The following is a 21,008-nucleotide window of genomic DNA, read 5'->3' as shown; positions in this document are numbered from 1 at the left end:
GGATGGACACACAACGAAAGAACATCAAGAAACACGAGACTTTCTAGTAAGAAGCATCGTTCGAGACATTGCGTTTAAAAAGAAGGAAATGAACTATGTGGAAGGCGAATTAAAACAGTTAATGAGTTTACTAGACTTTCAACTAAACTCCATGCCAGGAATTGACCTCGTAACAGCTTCTGCTTTAATTGCGGAGATAGGTGATGTAAGACGTTTTCCTAATGCCAACAAATTAGCACGATTTGCGGGGATTGCGCCTGTTTACTTTGGCTCTGGTGGGAAAGGCAAGGAACAAAAAAGCAAACAGGGAAATCGGGCGTTACATGCTTTATTTTACAACTTGGCAGTGCAACAAGTACAAGTGGCTAAAGGAAGTAAACTGCCGAGAAACCCAGTGTTCCATGCTTACTACCAACGAAAACTAAAAGAAGGAAAAACAAAGGGGCAAGCATTGGTGTGCATAATGAGAAGGCTTGTGAACATTGTTTATGGAATGATGAAGCACAAAACAGCCTATAACTTGCCGATAGTGCAAGAAAAAGAAGTAGTTTAAAAGAATGGTAAAATGGCAGACTTATTTATTTTTAGCTTTTAAGATTACAACATAGGGTATAGATAAACCTTTACAAAATCATCATTACGCAACAAATAAAAGTAAGAAATATACCCCTCAAATGGAAAATATAACTAATAAGTATAGGTTAGATTTAGATGGAGCATGGAATAAGGAATTACTACCACATCAGGGGAGACACCCATATGCATATCATGATTTTGTTCTAGATAAACTTAGTACTTATGATAAAATAGCCAAAGGAGATAAAGAAAAGTTCCTGAAGCTGTTTGAAGGTTTAAAGAAGGAAGTAAGGGATAATCCAGGAATGCTGTATAAAGATTATTGGAGGTCAAAATAATGAAGTATTATAAATTAATACTAGATGATAGCAATGATAATGATGTTGTTTTTCATTGTGAAAATACACATGGTTTTGAACAGTATCATTTAAAAGAAGGTAAATTTATTGACAATTGGAACGAGGATATTACTTTCTATTTTAATCCGATGGATGGAAATAGATTTACTGATAATTTAGCAAATAATTTAGGGTGGTTTATTGTATCAGAAAGATTGAAAGAATTGATTAATACACTTGGGGAAATGTACAATATTTACCTGTTAATGTTGTAGATATTGAAAGTAAATCTAGTATTGATAAGGCTGATTATTTTGTTGCAAATGTATTGGATGTAGTTGATGCATTAAACCTTGAGAACTCGGAGTACAGTGTTATTGATTTAGACGGTGAAAAAATATATACCGTTAGAAAATATGCAGTATCAAATAGCACAATAAATAATAAAAATATATTCAAATTAAAAGGAGATGAAATTCCATTATTTGCGTCAGAAACTTTAAAGCAATCAGTGGAAGAAAATAATATTAGTGGTTGTGCCTTTCTAGAAATAAAAACAATCTTATAATCATTCAAGAACCTTAGAGGGACAACCTTTAAGGTTTCTTTTTTGAGGGTCTACCTAGTGCCGAATAAACCGCTTTTTACCTACAAGAAAGAGATAATACATATAAACCATCTATGATGTATTAACAAATTCTTTAGTATGTACATCACTAATAAAACGTATAACCTATTTAATGTGTTATTTTACAGTGAAGAGTAAAGTAAACTGTACCTCAATTGTTAGATACTATCTAACAATGAGGTGCAGTTTTTTCTATGGTTAAAGAATTTAAAATACTAGGTGTGACTCGTTATTTGACTAGCAAATATAAAAGATTTTAAATTGTATAATAAAGTCACGATCAAACCCAGAGTTCATTTAAAGACGAATGGCAAGGTATGAAGTTAATTTAAGCAATTATAATGGAGGTAGTTAAATTTGGAAACAAAACAGATGGAAGCCATCTACCAAAAGGTAGCTAATATTTTAGTTGAGATGATACCAGAAGAATGGGAAAAGATTTTATTATATGCTGAAGTAAGAGAGGGGTTTTCTCAAGTATTTTTTTATTACTATCCAGTAAATCAGGAACAACCAGTATATAGCTTGGATATTGTAGATATGTTTAACATTGATAAACCTATGCATAGAAAATTAAAACAAGAACTGTATGACTGTTTTGAAGAACTTTGGAATGAATTTAAGGTTCAGGACCAGGAACTATGGACAAGTTTAACATATATTTTGGATAACATGGGTAGAATGAAACTTAATTACGGGTATGATGACATATCAGAAATTAGTCCAGACGAGAAACAGGATAAATGGGAGGCTGAATACTTAGCGTAAATAAAACACATTGCAATCTGTTTCTAATTTTGATAAATACACCCTATCTTTACTAGAGACTATATCATGACATTCGAAAAACAATCAAAAGCTCGTTCATAAGCCTGTATTCAAACAATATATATATACTAACAGCACCTCTTGGTACAATACTAGTATCAGACTTTTAAGAGGTGCTTTTCTCATGCCATAAACACTTTACGATTTATCAATCAATCAATTCTTATTGACGTTTATGAGTAAACTAGGAGAGAAGAAAACAAGCTAATAGCTATTTCTAGTGACTATAATGCATTTGTAAGACGACTTATTAATTGGGCTAATTATAGATTAGAGAGTGGAGTTTCGTCTTTACCACAAGGTCTAAGATTGAAGTAGGAGGATTCTATAATGGAAAAACAAGGATGGGTTTCAATTTGGTTAGGGAATATTAACGATGAGGACTCAATAGGAGAGTATGTTGATTTAACGTATGATGAAGATGGCGAGTCTGTCCCATCCCAATTCTTTATCGATTTTAATATTGATATGGATGAAACAGATGAGGATATTATAGAAAAAGCGGTTTATAAGAATAGTAGTAGTGATATTTCAGCATTATTAGATGGGTGTTCGTATGAAGAAATTGTCATCCCAAAAATCCAGAAAAGTATAAACCTAAAGAAATTATATAATGCAGTAATTTTAATATATAATTTTGAATATAACAATGAAATTAGTTCAACCGGTGCTTTTGATTTTATTGCTGCTACAAATTATAAGTACTCTTAAAGGTATGGAGGATTGATTTAGCGGATGGATAACTCAGAGATAACTTATCTTGTTGGGTTGCTTTATAATACAGATAATAATATTTTAATCAGCCAGTTAAAAAAAGTAGATAATCCACTAATACTCCATTACTTTGCTGCCAATTATAATTGGAATAGTGGTTTTGAATTACCAACAGTCATCTTAGAAAATGAGGCCTGTGATTTAGGGACAGGTTTACTAATGTATCATTATGCAGATGGCTATCGTTTGTTAGAGAGTTCAGATGAAATATTAAGTTCTTCATTAGAGGAATGGAAAGTTTTTTTGAGGAAGAATTATAATAAACTACTAAATTTAGACTTTAAATCACAAGTTATTTCCTTTGATCCTGAATTAACAAAAATTCAAAAGTATAAGTTAAAAAAGAATAACCCAAACCTTCCTGACGTTATAATTAGTAAGTCTCCAGGCAAAGAGATTGATATACCTAAGATATAATGTAATTTATTTGAAACCTTGATTGGCAAAGTGCCTTTCAAGCTTTCTTTTTGAGGGGCTACCTAGTGCCGGTTGTACCGCTTATTATATACAGAAAAGAGATAAACCTTGTAAGCCCTTTAATGTCAATAGAATTGAATGAACAGATTTTCTACTATGACATTAAAATTGCTAATTCTCTTGGAGAGTTTATAAGAGTATTACTTGCAGTTACTATTTGATTGAAAAACGATAATTGAATCTTAATTAGTATGCCAAGAATACAATATTGAAGACAAAGGAAATGAACCTTTTCTAGACAAATGCCCAAATGCTTATTTGTCATTCACTAAGCTTACTTGTATTACGTACGATGATAACGAACGTAAAAGGAGGGGAGAGTGTGTGATAGATAAGCATAGATGGTTGCCGTATGTCATTTCCTTTTTCGCTATTGTACTCACTGCGTTCACCTTCTATATGTACGGTAGTGCCGATAAGACAAATCCAGCAACAGCTTCGTCGGATGACAATGAAACAGAAGCCCAGCAGGAATCGAATGGTGGAGACAGTGACATTAGCAATACAATCAATAATGAGATAAACGCTGATGGAGGAAATGTTGACAATTCCATTGTTAACGAAATTAATGGGAACAACGGAGAAATTGATAATACCATTAATAATACAATAAACAGTGAAAACGGGGATATAGGCAACAATATCGAAAATCACATTAACGGAGACGAAGCAACAATCGATAATCAAATAGAAAATAATTTAACGAATAGTTCAAACAACAGGATTGATAATAGCGTCTCAAACAATATTGAAGTGAGTATTGATGTCAATGTTACTAATAACATTGTCAATAACGTAGAAGGAAAAGGTGACAGTGAAGAGAACGTTACCGACGAAAATGGTAATGGAGACGAGGCAGCCAATGAAGAAGAGAACGGTAACGGGGACGAAGCAGACAATGGGACAGAGGATAGTAAAGGAAATGGTAAAACGCCCGCTACCGTTTGGGGCGTTGATTCTGCAAGCTTAACAACAGAAGACATGCTATCATGTGTTCGTGAGAATTTTGGTGACCCGCAAGTATGGGCAAGGTATTTAGGAGATAAGGAAGGGGTTTCCCACGGATTGACTGAGGAAGAAGTGGAACGCCTTCACGAAAATGATATTGATATTATGGTCATTTGGAATCACTTCACGGATGCGACTGGTTATGAAAAAGGACAAAGCGAAGCAACAGCTGCCATTGAAATGGCGAGGGAGTTTGGAGTTCCAGAAGGCGTAGCAATATTTGCCAATGTGGAACCGATCTATCCCATTGATGCTGATTTCCTTCTCGGCTGGTACGACGCGATGGAAGAATCCGAATATGAATCCGGCGTTTATGGAATTTTCCACCCTGATCGTGAACTTTATACTGCCTATGAAACAGCTGCAGAGGAAAATCCTAGCTTACTAGAAAACAATTATGTGTGGACATCTTCACCAAATATTGGTATTACAACTGAAGAAAATGCACCGGAATACGATCCCGAAGCACCTGAAGGAGCGTTAATCGCTGGCTGGCAATACGGTATTGATGCGCAGACATGCAACATTGATACAAATCACTTTGACAGCAATGTTTTTGACGTTCTGTGGTAGTTCCTTGTTACCCGACAACTTTTTATTAAAAGAATGATTTTTGAGACTATATATGATCTTATAATGGTTCCTGTCCTCCCAAAGATTAATTATTATGTGTGCTGAGGACAGGATTTTTTTTAGGTTTTACATAGAGAATGGTATATTGTTATGCGGGATCTAACTGGTAAAACATAAATACATATATGGAAACCACGCTGAAAATGCCCCGAGCTCATTGAAATGGACGAGTTAAGCAGAGCTAGTTCTTGGGGAAAAAATACTAAATGGCTTTTTAGGATGGGACCGAGTTAATTTAATGGGCTATGGGTTGTTCCCTTTATTGCCTACACTAAAGGAATTTGGTATCATTAATGGTACTGTTAATGCGTGTATTTTTAATGGAGGTGAAGGAAGAATGTCTCGAATTTCTGAGGAGCAAGTGAAGCATGTTGCGAATCTTGCAAGGCTTGCGATTACTGAGGATGAAGCGAAAATGTTTACGGAGCAATTGGATGCGATTATTACTTTTGCTGAGCAATTAAACGAATTAGATACAACAGGTGTAGAACCGACCACTCATGTATTAGATATGAAAAATGTCCTACGTGAAGATAAGGCTGGAAAGGGATTACCAGTCGAAGAGGTACTTAAGAATGCACCTGATCATGAGGATGGACAAATTAAAGTGCCATCAATCATAGAATAGTAAGGAGGTTAGCAGGGATGTCATTATTTGATTATAAAATGTCCGAGCTTCACGACATGTTACATAAGAAAGAAATTAAAGTGGCCGATTTAGTCGATCAATCCTATAAAAGAATTGCAGAAACTGATGATAAAGTAAAAGCATTTGTTACGTTAAACGAAGAGAAAGCACGTGCCTACGCTGCTGAATTAGACGAAGCACTAAGTTCAGACAGAGAGCGCGGGCTTTTATTTGGTATGCCTATTGGCGTGAAGGATAACATCGTCACTAAAGGCCTACGGACAACTTGCTCGAGTCGAATTCTTGAAAACTTTGATCCAATTTATGATGCCACTGTTGTTCAAAAATTAGCTGAAGCTCAAGCGATTACGATCGGGAAGCTTAATATGGATGAGTTTGCGATGGGGTCATCAACGGAGAATTCTGCTTTCCAAGAAACAAAGAATCCTTGGAATCTAGATCATGTTCCTGGTGGTTCAAGCGGTGGTTCGGCTGCAGCTGTTGCAGCAGGACAAGTTCCATTTTCGTTAGGATCTGATACCGGTGGATCGATCCGTCAGCCTGCTGCGTATTGTGGCGTAGTGGGGCTTAAGCCGACATATGGCCGGGTATCGCGTTACGGTCTAGTCGCATTTGCATCGTCATTAGATCAAATTGGACCAATTACTACAACAGTTGAAGATAATGCTTATTTATTGCAGTCGATTGTCGGCGTAGACCCGATGGATTCAACATCTGCCAATGTCGAAGTACCAGACTTTCTATCTGCTTTAACAGGAAACGTGAAAGGCTTAAAAATCGCCGTTCCTAAGGAATATTTAGGAGAAGGCGTACAAGAAGAGGTTAAACAATCGGTTCTTGATGCATTAAAAGTACTTGAAGCTCAAGGTGCAACGTGGGAAGAGGTTTCGTTACCACACTCAAAATATGCATTAGCAACGTACTACTTACTTTCCTCATCTGAGGCTTCAGCGAATTTATCGCGCTTTGACGGTGTACGCTACGGCTATCGTACAGATAATGCTGACAATTTACTTGAAATGTACAAGCAAACGAGAGCAGAAGGATTTGGTGATGAAGTGAAGCGCCGTATTATGCTTGGAACGTTTGCGTTAAGCTCAGGCTATTATGATGCTTATTATAAAAAGGCACAACAAGTTCGTACATTAATTAAACAAGATTTTGAAAAGATTTTTGAACAATATGATGTTATTATTGGCCCAACCTCACCAACTCCTTCATTTAAGATTGGTGAGAATACAAAGGATCCATTAACGATGTATGCAAACGATATTTTGACGATTCCAGTCAACTTGGCTGGCGTTCCGGGTATTTCAATTCCATGTGGCTTTAAGGATGGATTACCACTAGGATTGCAAATTATCGGGAAACACTTTGACGAGAGCACCGTCTATCGTGTCGCACATACATTTGAACAAGCAACAGACTATCATACGAAGAAGCCGACGTTGTAAGGGAGGGATGAAGTAATGAGTCAATTTGAAACGATTATCGGACTTGAAGTCCATGTAGAGCTAGAAACAGAATCAAAAATTTTCTCAGCAAGTCCCAATCACTTCGGGTCTGAGCCGAATGCAAACACGAGTGTGATTGATCTAGGTTATCCTGGGGTTTTGCCTGTTTTAAATCGTTCGGCTGTTGAGTTCGCGATGAAAGCAGCAATGGCATTAAATTGTGAGGTTGCAACCGATACGAAATTTGATCGTAAGAACTATTTTATCCGGATAACCCGAAAGCTTATCAGATTTCGCAATTTGATCAACCGATTGGCGAGAATGGATGGATTGAAATTGAAGTGGATGGCTATAAGAAACGGATTGGAATTACTCGTCTTCACCTAGAAGAGGATGCGGGAAAGTTAACACACTCATCTAATGGCTATTCATTAGTCGACTATAACCGTCAAGGGACGCCATTGATTGAGATCGTATCTGAACCAGATATTCGTACACCGAATGAAGCATATGCTTATTTAGAGAAGCTGAAGGCAATCATTCAATATACGGGTGTTTCCGATTGTAAAATGGAGGAAGGTTCTCTACGGTGTGATGCGAACATTTCTCTTCGTCCTGTTGGTCAAGAGAAGTTCGGTACGAAAACAGAGCTGAAAAACTTAAACTCATTTAACTTCGTTCGCAAAGGATTAGAGTATGAAGAGAAGCGTCAAGAGCAAGTACTTCTCTCAGGTGGAGTTATTGAACAAGAAACACGTCGTTATGATGAGGCTGCCAACAAAACACTCTTGATGCGAGTAAAGGAAGGCTCAGATGATTATCGTTATTTCCCGGAGCCTGACTTAGTGGCACTTTATATTGATGACGAGTGGAAAGCACGTGTTCTAGCTACTATTCCGGAATTACCGGATGCTCGTAAGCAGCGTTACGTGGAGGAGTTAGGATTACCAGCATATGACGCAGGGGTATTAACATTAACGAAAGAGATGTCTGACTTCTTTGAAAGTACGGTAGAGCATGGTGCAAGTGCAAAACAAGCATCAAACTGGTTAATGGGTGAAGTGTCGGCGTATTTAAATGCTGAACAAAAAGAGTTAAAAGACGTTGCATTAACACCTGAAGGCTTAGCAGGAATGATTCAATTAATTGAAAAAGGAACGATCTCTTCTAAAATTGCGAAGACAGTGTTCAAAGAATTAATTGAAAATGGTGGCGACGCAGAGCAAATTGTAAAAGACAAAGGACTTGTTCAAATCTCTGATGAAGGTGCGATTCTTCAGATGGTCACAGAGGTTCTTGATAACAATCCAAAAATCATTGACGATTATAAAAATGGCAAAGAAAAAGCGGTTGGCTTCCTTGTCGGACAAGTAATGAAAGCATCGAAAGGAAAAGCAAACCCACCGATGGTCAACAAGCTATTGATTGAAGAAATGAAAAAGCGTTAATAATTGGGGGGATTCTCATTTGCTTGCTTAATTATGGAGCAGGTGAGGATCTTTTTTATTTTAGGTTAAGGAGTGAAATAGCCTTACGTGCAGTGCTGATAGATGCAAGATGTCCCAAACGCAGTAGGTGCAGAAATGGCGAGGAAATGCATCAAAAGGGTGTTAGTTGAATGATTTATTAAAGAAATTAGCCCCAAGCTATCAATCGCCTTATCTAAATATAAAACTCATTAAAAACGAATCGTTGGATTAAGAAAGAATGAATAACAGCATTCGGTTAACGTACGCTCGCATACACGTATTGACTAAAAGATGTGATACGTTCATTAAAAATCAGTATGACCTATGCTCATTGCTTATAGATTAGATGTAAGGTACAATACTAAGTATATGACAAAATTTGGCGATTATTAACAGATAAAGTAGGGATCATGATGAAAAAAGCGCGTTTGATTTATAACCCAACTTCAGGTCGCGAACAAATCAGAAAGAACTTAGCGTATATTTTAGAACGGCTAGAGACCTCAGGCTATGAAACATCTGCTCATGCAACTACTGGTGAAGGTTGTGCTACAAGGGCTGCACGTATAGCAGGTGAAAATGAATATGACCTCGTGATCGCCGCAGGTGGGGATGGGACGATTTTTGAAGTCGTCAATGGTTTAGCCAACCTGGAGAAGAGACCGACACTCGGTTTAATACCAGCAGGAACAACGAATGATTTTGCACGAGCACTTCGTATTCCACGAGATGTTGAAAGAGCTTGCGATATTTTGTGTGACGGTTATATTGAACCAATTGATATAGGTAAAGTAAATGATCGTTTTTTTATTAACATCGCCGCTGGGGGAACATTGACGGAGCTAACTTATGAAGTTCCTAGTAAATTAAAGACGGCTGTTGGCCAACTAGCATACTATTTAAAAGGAATAGAAAAGCTACCGCAAATAGCACCGCAGCATGTTCGAATTGAATACGATGGTAAGTTATTTGAAGAAGAGATTATGCTGTTTCTTGTCTCAAATACAAATTCTGTTGGCGGATTTGAAAGGCTAGCTCCAGATGCCTCTTTACAGGATGGAATGTTTGACTTTATCATTGTAAAAAAGTTATCATTTTCTGAGTTTCTACATTTAGTAACTCTAGCTTTGCGTGGAGAACATATTAACCATCCGAAGGTCATGTATGTACACGCAAACCGGATCAAAGTGGAAGTAGAAGGGGACATGCAGTTAAACCTTGATGGAGAGCATGGCGGAGCTCTTCCAGCTGAATTTGTAAATATGTATCACCATTTTAAAATGCTCATGCCAGAAACACGTTCGTAGCATAATAAACTGTCTTAATGATTGTTTACAATCTTTAGGACAGTTTTCTTCTTGAGTCACACTTGTTACGTACACATTTTAGTATAGGAAACATTCAGCTGCTGTTTATGTACAGTGTGATTTTCTAAATAACTCGGTTCATGCTACAATTCATATAGGAATGAGAGGTAGATTGTGCCTCTGGAATTATAGTGAGGGGATGAACTTGGCTACAATAAAAGATATTGCGGAGAAAGCAAATGTATCAACTGCTACGGTATCAAGGGTTTTAAATCAGGATAAAAGCCTTTCCGTTACAACCGAAACGCGTGAGCGCATTATTACTATTGCAAATGAATTGAATTATGTACCGATACGTAAGCGGCAAACAGAAAGACATCAGGGATTCGTCACTTCGAGCTATACTATTGGTTTAGAAACGTGGTATTCGCCGGAATATGAGTGGGAAGATACATATTTTCTATCGATTCGAAAAGGAATAGAAAAAGAATGTGCTGAAAGAGGTATTTCGCTTCGGAAATTAAAGGCAGACTGGCGGAGAATCGCGAGACATATGAGGATTTGAACGCATTAATTGTCATTGGTCAGTTACGAGACGAATCCAAAGTTGAGGCAATTGGTCCTGTAGTATTAGCTTCGTCAGAAATCCGAAGTATGACAGTGTTGTCTTTGATTATCAAAAAGCGACAGAACAGGCAATAGAACATTTAATTTCTCTTGGTCACACGAAAATTGGATTTATCGGAGGGTTACATCAAGTAGCTGATGATGTAATAGTCAAAGATTCCCGACAGAAGGCATTTGAGTCCATTTTGAAAGAAAAAGCACTTTTTCGCGAGGATTACATATACGTATCCTCACAGTTTCTAGTAGGTAATGGTTATGAGTGTATGAAGGATTTGCTTGAAGTAGAAGATCGGCCAACAGCTCTCTTTGTTGCTAGTGATGCAATGGCAATTGGAGCGATTCGTGCAGCACATGAAGCCCAATTACGAGTACCTGACGATATTAGCATTGTTAGTTTTAACGATGTTGAAATGGCTGCTTTTACCCAACCTTCATTAACGACCGTTAAAGTATACACAGAGGAAATGGGAAGAGCGGCCGTTAAGCTTGTTTTAGATCAGCTTGGTGGGAGAAGTATCCCGATTAAAGTAGTTCTTCCTACAAACTTAGTCATAAGAGAAAGTGCCAAACGATACAAATAAGATAAACCGTTAAAAAAGGTTCATGATTATAGTAGAAATAATCATGAACCTTTTTTTGTAAACGTATTGTCAGTTGATAAATAATGAGTTATATTTTAGTAAATAAGTATTTAATTTTACTAAAATATAAAGGAGGTATTACCGATGGCGAAAATAACGTTTATTGGAGCAGGAAGTACCGTTTTCGCAAAAAATGTGCTAGGTGATTGTATGTTTGTTGAAGCATTAAATGGTTTTGAGTTCGCATTACATGATATTGACGAAACAAGACTCAAGGATTCTGAAACAATGCTTCTAAATTTAGCGAATAACTATAACGAAACGATTAAAGTGAAAGCGTATTCGGATCGGAAAGAAGCACTTAGAGGTGCGAAATACGTCATAAATGCCATTCAAGTAGGGGGATATGAGCCAAGTACAGTTATTGACTTTGAAATCCCGAAAAAATATGGTCTACGTCAAACGATAGCTGATACAGTTGGGATCGGTGGGATATTTCGGTCATTACGTACAATTCCTGTCTTATTAGATTTTGCAAAAGATATGGAAGAGGTATGCCCAGATGCCTGGTTTTTAAATTATACGAATCCGATGGCTGCACTAACGGGAACGATGCTCCGCTATACAAATATAAAAACGATCGGATTATGCCACAGTGTACAAATTTGTACAGAACACCTATTTAAGGCTTTAGAGATGGATCATACTGGCATTGAGGAAAAAATTGCCGGCATTAACCATATGGCTTGGTTGCTCGAAGTAAAGAAGGATGGAAAGGATTTATATCCAGAAATAAAAAAGAGAGCCAGGGAGAAGCAAAAAGAAAAGCACGATGATATGGTTCGGTTCGAGCTAATGGATAAGTTTGGTTATTATGTAACGGAATCCTCTGAACATAATGCCGAATATCATCCTTATTTCATAAAAAGTCGATATCCTGAGTTAATCGAACAATTTAACATTCCGTTAGATGAATACCCGCGTCGTTGTGTTAATCAAATTAAGGGATGGGAAAACATGCGTGAAGAGATGGTTAATAATACACAGCTTTCACACGAACGCACCCATGAATATAGCTCTTATATTATTGAAGCAATGGAAACGAACAAGCCTTTTAAATTTGGTGGGAATGTATTAAATACAGGCGGTTTAATTTCAAATTTACCGACAAATGCTTGTGTTGAAGTACCTTGTGTAGCAGATAGAAGTGGAATTATGCCATGTTATGTTGGGGATTTGCCAGAACAGCTAGCAGCACTTAACCGTACAAACATTAATACGCAGCTTTTAACGATTGAAGCGGCGATGACTTTAAAGAAAGAACATATTTATCAGGCGGCTATGCTTGACCCGCATACAAGCTCTGAATTATCAATGGATGATATTATTGCGATGTGTGATGACTTGATTGAAGCTCATGGACAGTGGCTTCCTGAATATAAATAAGCAAAATAAGAGAGTCTAGAGGGAAGGTTCACCCTACTAGACTCTTTTTACAAAGTAGTTAAAAGTAGTTAACTGTTTTTTTTATTCTATGTTGCTTACATAATAGTTGCCTTCTACCTTTTCAACGGTATATGTCCATGTGTAGTCACTGACCTCTTCCTTACCGCTCTTATAAATGATTTTAATCGTTTCATTTGTTTTTACAAGCCAATTGTTACCCGACTCTTCAATACTTACTACTTCCCGATCGATTACTTCTTCTGTCGTACCATTTTCAGTTAATCGATTGATTAAGCCGATTTGCATATCTTCAAGAGGACTATTATCTAGAATATAAGGAGCAACTTCAGAATAGTTATTATAATTGATAGCATCAACTAGAGAGTCAATATATGATAGCACTGTTTCTTCAATCTCTCACTCGGTTCATCACTTGAACTAGATTTTTTATTTGTTTTTGAATCCTTAATAATTACGGGGTCACTTTCTATTGAGTAAAGCTCAGAACCAAAATCCCAATCAAAATCATGGTAATAAGAATCATAATAATCTACCGACCATTTACCATCATCATAGCTCAAATCGAAAAATTCATAATCCGTTTCATATATTGGATTTTCTATTTCTTCTGCGTACCAATGATAATCGAATGCTTTATTAATCATTGTAGAAATACGAAGCTTATTATCCTCCAATACTTTTACATGATTATTTCCAACAGCAAATTCTTTAAAATCTAGATAATAAGTGATTTCATTATTCTCAACATTATCATAAAGGCTTGCGACCCATTCTACTAGTTCTGTTACTTCTTCTTTTGAAGACCATAATGAGTCAGCTTGCTTTGGGTCGTTCGTTCGGAATACTTCTAAGTATTGTTTGTAAAAATCGCTGATTGTTTCTATAATATCTGCTAAAACATCATCAGGTAACTGGAAGTATACATCATGGAAATTGGAAAGTGGTTGTTTACCAGTTGTTAAGCTACCCCAGGGAAAATCACCAATTACTTCGATGGTATAATCTGTATTAGCATCGATTGGACCAATAGAATCTGATGTAAGATACATAGATTCATCAATTTCAGTGTCATTTAATAATACGTTCCAATCTTTGGACAAACCTATATCCTCAATCCAAATCGAATCATAATTAAAGTATAGATGCACTGATTCTGTATATAGAGGTTCCAACACTTCTTCAACTTCCAATGTAACAAATTCGTTCTCGTAGAGCCCTGTAATGTCACTTCTGCATATGTGAGCGGGCCAATTAGGACTTCATCATCTCGATTTTCAATGGTTGTTGTAGTATTACCGCGATGAATCTCAACATTGTTTAAATTAGTCGTTACTTTCACATAATGAGGATCAGTTACAATCCGATAGCAATCTATTAATAGGAAACATTTCCTTGGTGTTAAATGTAAATCATAATTTTCTGTACTTGTTCGACCAACTTGTTCTCTTAATTGGCGTAGTGTATATTCTAAGCTACCTGTTCTTTCAATCTCCGTTGCCAGTGACGTCGCATTGTCAACGCCGATTTTATCATCGCTATTGCTAAAATAAATCAAATCATTTATTTTTTCATAATCGTGTTCTTCTATGGCTGTATATAATGTTTTCATTAATCTATCGGGTGACGATAAGTAATTTAGAATCGAGAAAACAACTACCAATAGCAATACTGCACTGCCCGCTATTGATATAATCATTTTTTTCTTTTTAGAAAACTTCGGATGTTCCTCCTCATTTTGTGTCGGCTGTAGAGAAGTAGTAGTATTTGCACCACAATCTTTACAAAACTTCATTTCTTCTGTGATTTCTTTACCGCAATGCTTGCAATATTTCATTACTAATCCTCCGTTTAAAGTTAATTGGTATCATAAAAATAGTAAAAATGAATTAGGAATATTTACTTATTATAATGTATTACATTATAATATTGATAGCAAGGGAAGGATTAAGTGAAGTTCTATTTAGCTTTGTGTTATTGAAGAAGTTAATAAAAAGGAGCGATATTTTTGGTTACTTGTCAAAATTGTGGAAACGAGCAAACAGAAGGGAATTTTTGCGAATCATGTGGCACGAAGCTACTTGAACAACATTCTCAAGCTATAGCGGACGAACAAACGATTCATCAGAAAACAGCATCTCATCCAACTATGGATAAAGTAAAGAAAGGATCAGAACAATACTGGAATTATGTTTTAACACGACTTAAGAATCCTAGTAAATCATTACAAGATAATGAAACGACGTTCAATCATGCACTTTTAACAGCGATCTTATTTCCTTTAGCAGTAGCACTATTCTTTTTTGGAATTATAGATAATATTTGGAAGGATACATTCGGTATATTTACAGATGAGAAACTACCATTTTTCCCTATTATCATTCGAGTTCTATTTGTGATGTTAAGTTTGTTCATTTCTGGTTTAATAGCGAATTGGATTACATTAAAAATAAGCAAAATTACTTCTCCATTCAAAACACTATTCAATCGTTATATAGGGCTTCAAGTTCCAATATTCGGATTATTTATCTTATTAGCTTTATTAGCACTGATTGGGATTGTTAAGATTAATCTTTATGATTTTGAATTTAATTTCTGGGTGTTTGCTTTCATACTTCTACCATTATTAGTTGTTATCTTTATCAATCCACTCATCCATTGTTTCTATCATTTAGTACGTGATGATGTGAAACAATCATATTATCTTAGCTTATTATCACTATTGTTAAATATTATTATCATAGTGATCTTAATAAGAGTGTTTATCGCGGACATTTTGGAGACACTAGATAGATTTTATTGATTGTTGTTTATGGGTAGAGGACTTTTCTTGAGAGATTAAAATATAGTCGATGTTTATAGTTAGAATAGGAAGCTATCAATACAGATAGCTTCCTGTTTTTACGTTAGATACTCAAGCTTTTATTGGGACGCATATCTCGCAATAGGGGTTACTAATCATATCTCCCATGTATTTTTCCATAATGGGTTTGTGATCTAATCCATAGCCATTGCTTTGTAGGGAAGTAAATATATCAGAATATGCTTTCTTAATAGCATCTGCAGTATGTTTAACTTTGTATATAAGGTATGTTCCTCCCGGAATTGCACCTTGGTAAACTGATTCATCGATTAGAACATCACTTGATATCACAATACAAGCATCAAATCTACAATTATTAGGAATTGTTGTTTTGGGGTTGTCTTGTGGAATAGCAAATATGATTGCTGATGTTAGAAGATTTTTCTCTATTGCCATTTTTTTAAATTCTCCATGACTGTATGATTTGCTGGACCATAAGGACCAACACGTCGCATATAAGCAATACGATAGCTCGGAATTGTTTCGACTTTGAATTTCATAAGTTCTTTCTTCCTTTCTGGAATGATAGTTTGTTACGTTTTGAATGTAACATGGTTAAAAAATATAACATTATTATTTTTAAAATTTTCTGATAATTCACATCGATTTAGTCGTACACCTAAAAGTTACTAACAAATAGTACCATTCATTTTCTCGTTCTCTTTGTCCGCAAATAGGTACCTTCCGATTTTGTCTAAAAAGAAGTAATTTGTGTTATCATTCATAATAGCCTACGATTTGTAGGTAGTGTAGGTTAGAACATCTATACACGTAATGTGCAAAACAAGATCCTATGTATGATGATACATATTGGGCAGATTTTAATGCTACAATAGCTAAATAGGGATAAAATAAAGGACGGATATGAATGAAAAAACAAGCACCACCACCTGTAAAGAAAAACGATCAGCTGCAAGTAACGATAGAGGATTTAACGCATGAAGGAGCAGGTGTAGCAAAGGTAGAGGGCTATACGCTATTTGTACCGAAAGCATTACCTGGTGAGAAGGTTGATATAAAAGTAACGAAGACGAACAAAGGCTACGGTTTTGCACGATTAATGAATATTAATGAGGAGAGTACTCATCGAATAGAACCACTATGTCCAATTTATCAACATTGTGGTGGCTGCCAAATGCAGCATATGAGCTATGAAGGCCAGCTTTTGTTTAAGCAAAAGCAAGTAAAAGATGTGCTTGAACGTATTGGGGGGCTTAAAGAAGTTCCCGTCCTCGCTACAATTGGTATGGCTGAGCCATGGCGTTATCGAAATAAAGCACAAGTTCCGATAGGAGAAGAAGCTGGTCTTGTCATCGGTGGGTTTTATCAGGAGCGAAGCCATCGTATCATTGATACTGACCAATGTATTATTCAAACAGAAGAAAGTGACCAAGTCGTACAATTAGTGAAGCGTATGGCTAATCAATACGGCATTCGTGCTTATAATGAAGAAAAGCATAGTGGCATACTGCGTCATGTTGTCACAAGAAAAGGTTATGTCACAGACGAGTTAATGGTCATTCTTGTTACAAGAGGTAAGGACCTACCACAGAAACAGAAGCTGATCGATGCCATCTGTGAACAAGTACCAAACGTAAAATCGATTGTACAAAATATTAATTCCAAACGAACCAATGTTATCTTTGGCGATAAAACGAGTGTATTATGGGGAGAAGAATATATATATGATTACATTGGAGATATCAAATTTGCGATATCTGCACGCTCCTTTTTCCAAGTGAACCCAGAACAAACTAAAGTTCTATACGAAAAAGCACTTCAGTACGCGAACCTTACAGGAAGCGAAACCGTAATTGATGCTTATTGCGGTATCGGAACAATCTCCCTGTTCCTAGCCCAAAAAGCGAAGCACGTCTATGGTGTTGAAATCGTTTCAGATGCCATTACCGATGCAAAACGAAACGCTAAGTTAAACGAAATCTCAAACGTTGATTTTGCCGTTGGAGAAGCCGAAAAAGTCATGCCATGGTGGTACGGCCAAGGTATCCGCCCCGAGGTGATCGTCGTTGACCCGCCACGAAAAGGCTGTGATCAAGCATTGCTTGACACGATTCTTTCGATGAAACCACAACGGGTCGTTTACGTCTCCTGTAACCCGGCGACGCTAGCACGTGATTTGAAGGTGCTCGAGTCTGGCGGATATAAAACGGTGGAAGTGCAGCCAGTGGATATGTTTCCGCATTCGACACATGTGGAGTGCTGTTCACTACTAATTTATAATGGGAAAAAAGTTATGTAACAGTGAGTTAAGGGCCTTTTTAAGCAATTGAAAGTTATGGTTTAGAAAACGGGGCTAGCCACAAAAAAAGCAGTCATTAATTTATAAGTAGAATGAAATAATAAAGGAGTTACTTTTTTGAGTAACTTCTTTATTATGCATTTGTTGAAGGTTGATTTAATTACTCAACCTATTTCAGATGGATTCCAATGATTTGCAATTTTTTCCGTTTACTGCTATAATAAAGAAGAATTATTTTTGTTCGGTGTAAAGGATAGTATGAATATTGACTTTTCGTCTTGATGATACTTGGGCAAGGATAGTAATAAAATGTGTGGTAACGCACTAGGAGGCAACAAAAATGGAAACAGGTACAGTAAAATGGTTTAATGCAGAAAAAGGTTTCGGCTTTATCGAACGTGAAAATGAAGACGATGTATTCGTACATTTCTCTGCTATCCAAAGTGAAGGCTTCAAATCATTAGACGAAGGTCAAAAAGTAACGTTTGACGTTGAGCAAGGTGCTCGTGGAGCTCAAGCTGCTAACGTTCAAAAAACAGCTTAATCTTAAATCGCATAAAAAACAGGTTCTTTATAAAGAGCCTGTTTTTTTTGCTACTTAATAGTAATTTTGAGATGATATTACTATTGATCTTCAATTTAAAGAGAATCAAAATAGCAGGAGAAATAGATGCCCCTCTCTAAATGCGGAGAAAAAATCGTTTCAACGAATATTTCAGAAATTCGAGAAATTGATCGTTTTAGTCACGCCAAAAGGATAAAAGCATTCGCTGGTGTAGATCCAAGTGTTTACTCTTCTGGTAAGTTTACAGCGTTGAGATGAAACGTAAGAGCTTTAACTAATAGAATAAAATGACTGTCTTTTTTTAACATATTATGTGTGTTTTCCATTTCATTGAAAATAATAGTTCGTAAAAGAATGTAAATAATAAAGATGGATTAGATTGTAAGAAATAACGAAAGAGGTTAATGCTCTAAAGGTGAGTTGAAGAAGTTTATTGTCTTTGAAAGCAACCAACATATTCCCCGAAAAATCAGGATATTTTTGGGAGGTGTAATACATTTTCTTAAATAAACTTAATAGAAACTTTTTAATTGGTTTTCAGTAATTCCTTTAATTAGGCCCAGTTCACTATTCAAAAATTGATGTGCATTATCTAACATTATTTTTTCACTTGTATTAAGTGCTTTTTCTTTCTTCATACGCATTAAATCACGTACAACTTCAGCACAATCTTGTATTTGGCCCGTTTTTATTTTGTCCGTGTTTACTTTATACCTTTGTTTCCACGGCAGTAATCGATCTGATTCTCCATGCTGAAAAATGTGTATGATGTGTTTTAATGCAATTATGTCAGTAACAGGGCGTATACATGAACTCAATATTTTACCCGTAGGATCATGACTTGCATATTACCAATTAACATTTTTATGACATAATACTGTTGTTTGTCCCCTGAGATTTCCTTTTCTTCTATGGCTTTAATTATACCTGCTCCGTGCATTGGATAAACAATGTTATCGCCAATTTGAAACAAATAATCCACCTCCATATATGGTTATATTCTTTATCTTAACATATGTATAGTTTTTTATCAAATTTTTAATAATATCATAAAATCATTTGACCTGTCAACTGATATGTATAAATTAAACTTGGTGGTTGCTGCGTTATAGTTGGTGGTCCTGAATATAATTGTAACGACTATATCATCTATACTAATTATTTAATTTGAATTAAATCGATTTAAAAAACTTCCCGATAAATTAATGTTTCAAATAGTAAGATTTAGTGGTGAATTTAGGCTGAAATATGCTGAGGGTGGGTAACGAATGGAAAGTGGCTTACAGTATCAAAAAAAGATCAATTATTAGTCAAACAATCCTAATGATGGGCTTGGTAGTGTGGGCAGGTTTTAGTGGTAGAGAGTTTATATTCCCGTTTTAACTAAGTCTAGCATATTTTTAAATTACTACTTATTAATGAAAGTTCAGAGTGAGGTATTATTAATTGAGTCATGTCTGTCAGTTATATTAGCATTTGTAAATTTACTAGCTGGAACATGATTATCCTTATTATTTTTTCTTATAACAGTTGGAAAAGTGGGATGAATCCTCTTCTTTTTACGAAATTATATAACCTATAACTCGTATCATTCATCCCATTTCTTAAGCCTTACGTCAATCATAAATTCATTGTCATGAACGTTGGCAACTACTTTTCCGTCTTGCTTGTTTATAAGTTGTTGAACAATATGGAGGCCTAATCCAAGTTGTCCCCCACTTCGACTAGTATCCAATGTAAAGGATCGGTCAAAAATTCGATTAAGCTCAGTACGATCAATCTGCTCAATATCATTTACTACTCGTAACCGAAAATACTTTTCTTCTTCAATCAAGTTAATTGTTACATAGCTTTTGGCATAACGTAGTGCATTTTGAATAATATTAGTTACAATTCGATTTGTTGCCTTTTTATCAGCTAAAATAGGAGATACTGTCACTTCATCCATATGTACCTTTAATTGATTCTTCTCAAAATCATTGTAGAACAAGAGCATCGCTTCTACGACGATTTTATCAAAAAACTGTTGCTCCAGGATTAATGGCTTATCGGAGGAGTCAATTTGTGATAGCTCATAGAATAAATCAGCATCATTGTGAGATGGTCAATTTTCTTTTGAATGATACTTAAAAACTCTTTCTTGTCTGCATCAGATAAAGAAGGGTCAGCAAGCAGTTCGGAAAAGCCTTTAATGGATGTTAAAGGTGTCCTCAAATCATGAGAGATGTTTGTCACTTCTTGTCTTAGTTCTTTCTCTCTCTTAAACATATTCTGCTGATCCTGCTTGAATAAGTAAATGAGCTGGTTGATTTTCGCAATGAATTGAATCAGAATTTTACTATGTGTATTTGTGCGAACCAATTCATTTGTACCAAAATTCCCGATGATATCTTCTAATTGCTTCGTCATTCTTTTTATATCGTAAAGGAGAAGCAGAAGCATTCCGATACTAATGATTAGTAGAAAAATTAAAATAATGATAATCAACCAGCTGTTCACTTTCTTTC

The 21,008-nt window shown here is 35.9% G+C and carries 22 protein-coding genes and 4 pseudogenes; 19 read left to right on the top strand and 7 right to left on the bottom strand.

Annotated elements, in window-relative coordinates:
* The 15 genes and pseudogenes from JCM19034_RS10920 to JCM19034_RS10855 form a co-directional block, all read left to right on the top strand.
* On the top strand, nucleotides 1-553 hold a 553-nt coding region (locus JCM19034_RS10920), incomplete at its 5' end, for a transposase (protein WP_156323958.1).
* A gap of 58 nt (nucleotides 554-611) precedes the next feature.
* Nucleotides 612-914 (top strand): AHH domain-containing protein, encoded by a 303-nt coding sequence (locus JCM19034_RS10915; protein WP_062049672.1) that lies wholly within the window; start codon nucleotides 612-614, stop codon nucleotides 912-914.
* A complete protein-coding gene (locus JCM19034_RS23195) occupies nucleotides 914-1,189 on the top strand; it encodes an imm11 family protein (protein WP_231686920.1) in 276 nt (91 codons plus the stop codon). The genes JCM19034_RS10915 and JCM19034_RS23195 overlap by 1 nt, the downstream gene beginning before the upstream one ends.
* Nucleotides 1,190-1,242: 53 nt before the next feature.
* Nucleotides 1,243-1,482: an imm11 family protein gene (locus JCM19034_RS23190; RefSeq protein ID WP_231686919.1), complete on the top strand. Its 240-nt coding sequence runs from the start codon at nucleotides 1,243-1,245 to the stop codon at nucleotides 1,480-1,482.
* 417 nt (nucleotides 1,483-1,899) lie between these two features.
* Complete coding sequence (locus JCM19034_RS10905; protein WP_062049670.1) at nucleotides 1,900-2,310, top strand: immunity protein YezG family protein; 411 nt, start codon at nucleotides 1,900-1,902, stop codon at nucleotides 2,308-2,310.
* 390 nt (nucleotides 2,311-2,700) lie between these two features.
* Nucleotides 2,701-3,081, top strand: a complete 381-nt coding sequence (locus tag JCM19034_RS10900; protein WP_062049668.1) for an immunity 22 family protein — start codon at nucleotides 2,701-2,703, stop codon at nucleotides 3,079-3,081.
* A 24-nt stretch (nucleotides 3,082-3,105) separates the two neighbouring features.
* Nucleotides 3,106-3,561: a DUF4274 domain-containing protein gene (locus JCM19034_RS10895; RefSeq protein ID WP_062049666.1), complete on the top strand. Its 456-nt coding sequence runs from the start codon at nucleotides 3,106-3,108 to the stop codon at nucleotides 3,559-3,561.
* A gap of 384 nt (nucleotides 3,562-3,945) precedes the next feature.
* Nucleotides 3,946-5,202: a glycoside hydrolase domain-containing protein gene (locus JCM19034_RS10890; RefSeq protein WP_231686918.1), complete on the top strand. Its 1,257-nt coding sequence runs from the start codon at nucleotides 3,946-3,948 to the stop codon at nucleotides 5,200-5,202.
* A gap of 397 nt (nucleotides 5,203-5,599) precedes the next feature.
* Nucleotides 5,600-5,890 carry an Asp-tRNA(Asn)/Glu-tRNA(Gln) amidotransferase subunit GatC gene (gatC, locus tag JCM19034_RS10885; protein WP_062049710.1) on the top strand — a complete coding sequence of 97 codons (291 nt, stop codon included), beginning with the start codon at nucleotides 5,600-5,602 and terminating at the stop codon, nucleotides 5,888-5,890.
* Between the two features lie 17 nt (nucleotides 5,891-5,907).
* The gene (gene gatA / locus JCM19034_RS10880; protein ID WP_062049664.1) at nucleotides 5,908-7,365 is read left to right on the top strand and encodes an Asp-tRNA(Asn)/Glu-tRNA(Gln) amidotransferase subunit GatA; all 1,458 of its coding nucleotides are present in this window, start codon (nucleotides 5,908-5,910) and stop codon (nucleotides 7,363-7,365) included.
* Nucleotides 7,366-7,380: 15 nt separating this feature from the next.
* Nucleotides 7,381-8,813: pseudogene (gatB, locus tag JCM19034_RS10875) on the top strand (Asp-tRNA(Asn)/Glu-tRNA(Gln) amidotransferase subunit GatB).
* 434 nt (nucleotides 8,814-9,247) lie between these two features.
* Entirely contained in the window at nucleotides 9,248-10,141 is an 894-nt protein-coding gene (locus tag JCM19034_RS10870) for a diacylglycerol kinase (RefSeq protein ID WP_062049662.1), read from the top strand.
* Nucleotides 10,142-10,346: 205 nt separating this feature from the next.
* Nucleotides 10,347-10,706, top strand: coding sequence for a LacI family DNA-binding transcriptional regulator (locus JCM19034_RS10865; RefSeq protein ID WP_062049660.1), 360 nt, complete (start codon nucleotides 10,347-10,349; stop codon nucleotides 10,704-10,706).
* 64 nt (nucleotides 10,707-10,770) lie between these two features.
* Nucleotides 10,771-11,349, top strand: a complete 579-nt coding sequence (locus tag JCM19034_RS10860; protein ID WP_082393981.1) for a substrate-binding domain-containing protein — start codon at nucleotides 10,771-10,773, stop codon at nucleotides 11,347-11,349.
* Nucleotides 11,350-11,493: 144 nt separating this feature from the next.
* Complete coding sequence (locus JCM19034_RS10855; RefSeq protein WP_062049656.1) at nucleotides 11,494-12,795, top strand: alpha-glucosidase/alpha-galactosidase; 1,302 nt, start codon at nucleotides 11,494-11,496, stop codon at nucleotides 12,793-12,795.
* A gap of 81 nt (nucleotides 12,796-12,876) precedes the next feature.
* Here the strand turns inward: JCM19034_RS10855 and JCM19034_RS10850 are convergent, their stop codons facing one another.
* The 3 genes from JCM19034_RS10850 to JCM19034_RS10840 are packed head-to-tail and all read right to left on the bottom strand — an operon-like array spanning nucleotide 12,877 to nucleotide 14,650.
* The gene (locus JCM19034_RS10850) at nucleotides 12,877-13,197 is read right to left on the bottom strand and encodes a hypothetical protein (protein ID WP_062049654.1); all 321 of its coding nucleotides are present in this window, start codon (nucleotides 13,195-13,197) and stop codon (nucleotides 12,877-12,879) included.
* Nucleotides 13,173-13,916: a hypothetical protein gene (locus JCM19034_RS10845; RefSeq protein ID WP_062049652.1), complete on the bottom strand. Its 744-nt coding sequence runs from the start codon at nucleotides 13,914-13,916 to the stop codon at nucleotides 13,173-13,175. Before JCM19034_RS10845 ends, JCM19034_RS10850 begins: the two co-directional genes overlap by 25 nt.
* A gap of 2 nt (nucleotides 13,917-13,918) precedes the next feature.
* Nucleotides 13,919-14,650, bottom strand: coding sequence for a zinc-ribbon domain-containing protein (locus JCM19034_RS10840; protein WP_062049650.1), 732 nt, complete (start codon nucleotides 14,648-14,650; stop codon nucleotides 13,919-13,921).
* Nucleotides 14,651-14,821: 171 nt separating this feature from the next.
* Here JCM19034_RS10840 and JCM19034_RS10835 point away from each other — a divergent pair, with 171 nt between their 5' ends.
* The gene (locus tag JCM19034_RS10835; RefSeq protein WP_062049648.1) at nucleotides 14,822-15,616 is read left to right on the top strand and encodes a zinc ribbon domain-containing protein; all 795 of its coding nucleotides are present in this window, start codon (nucleotides 14,822-14,824) and stop codon (nucleotides 15,614-15,616) included.
* A gap of 111 nt (nucleotides 15,617-15,727) precedes the next feature.
* Here the strand turns inward: JCM19034_RS10835 and JCM19034_RS10830 are convergent.
* Nucleotides 15,728-16,176: pseudogene (locus tag JCM19034_RS10830) on the bottom strand (GyrI-like domain-containing protein).
* 368 nt (nucleotides 16,177-16,544) lie between these two features.
* On the opposite strand from JCM19034_RS10830, the gene rlmD reads away from it, so the two are divergent.
* The 3 genes and pseudogenes from rlmD to JCM19034_RS21010 form a co-directional block, all read left to right on the top strand.
* Entirely contained in the window at nucleotides 16,545-17,936 is a 1,392-nt protein-coding gene (rlmD, locus tag JCM19034_RS10825) for a 23S rRNA (uracil(1939)-C(5))-methyltransferase RlmD (RefSeq protein WP_062049645.1), read from the top strand.
* 340 nt (nucleotides 17,937-18,276) lie between these two features.
* Nucleotides 18,277-18,480, top strand: a complete 204-nt coding sequence (locus tag JCM19034_RS10820; RefSeq protein WP_062049644.1) for a cold-shock protein — start codon at nucleotides 18,277-18,279, stop codon at nucleotides 18,478-18,480.
* A 144-nt stretch (nucleotides 18,481-18,624) separates the two neighbouring features.
* Nucleotides 18,625-18,750: pseudogene (locus tag JCM19034_RS21010) on the top strand (transposase); the annotation flags it as partial.
* A gap of 263 nt (nucleotides 18,751-19,013) precedes the next feature.
* Here JCM19034_RS21010 and JCM19034_RS10815 read toward each other — a convergent pair.
* From JCM19034_RS10815 to JCM19034_RS23180, 3 genes and pseudogenes are all read right to left on the bottom strand, one after another.
* A pseudogene (locus JCM19034_RS10815) lies at nucleotides 19,014-19,474 on the bottom strand (CarD family transcriptional regulator).
* 615 nt (nucleotides 19,475-20,089) lie between these two features.
* On the bottom strand, nucleotides 20,090-20,491 hold the full coding sequence (locus tag JCM19034_RS23185; RefSeq protein WP_231686917.1) for a HAMP domain-containing sensor histidine kinase: 402 nt from the start codon (nucleotides 20,489-20,491) through the stop codon (nucleotides 20,090-20,092).
* 47 nt (nucleotides 20,492-20,538) lie between these two features.
* Nucleotides 20,539-21,000, bottom strand: a complete 462-nt coding sequence (locus JCM19034_RS23180) for a histidine kinase dimerization/phospho-acceptor domain-containing protein (protein ID WP_231686916.1) — start codon at nucleotides 20,998-21,000, stop codon at nucleotides 20,539-20,541.
* Nucleotides 21,001-21,008 lie beyond the last annotated feature (8 nt).

The organism is Bacillus sp. JCM 19034, assembly GCF_001310635.1.
Lineage (GTDB): Bacteria > Bacillota > Bacilli > Bacillales > Bacillaceae_D > Halalkalibacter.
The sequence above is the reverse complement of the archived record's forward strand: the minus strand, read 5'-3'. Positions and strand labels throughout refer to the sequence as shown.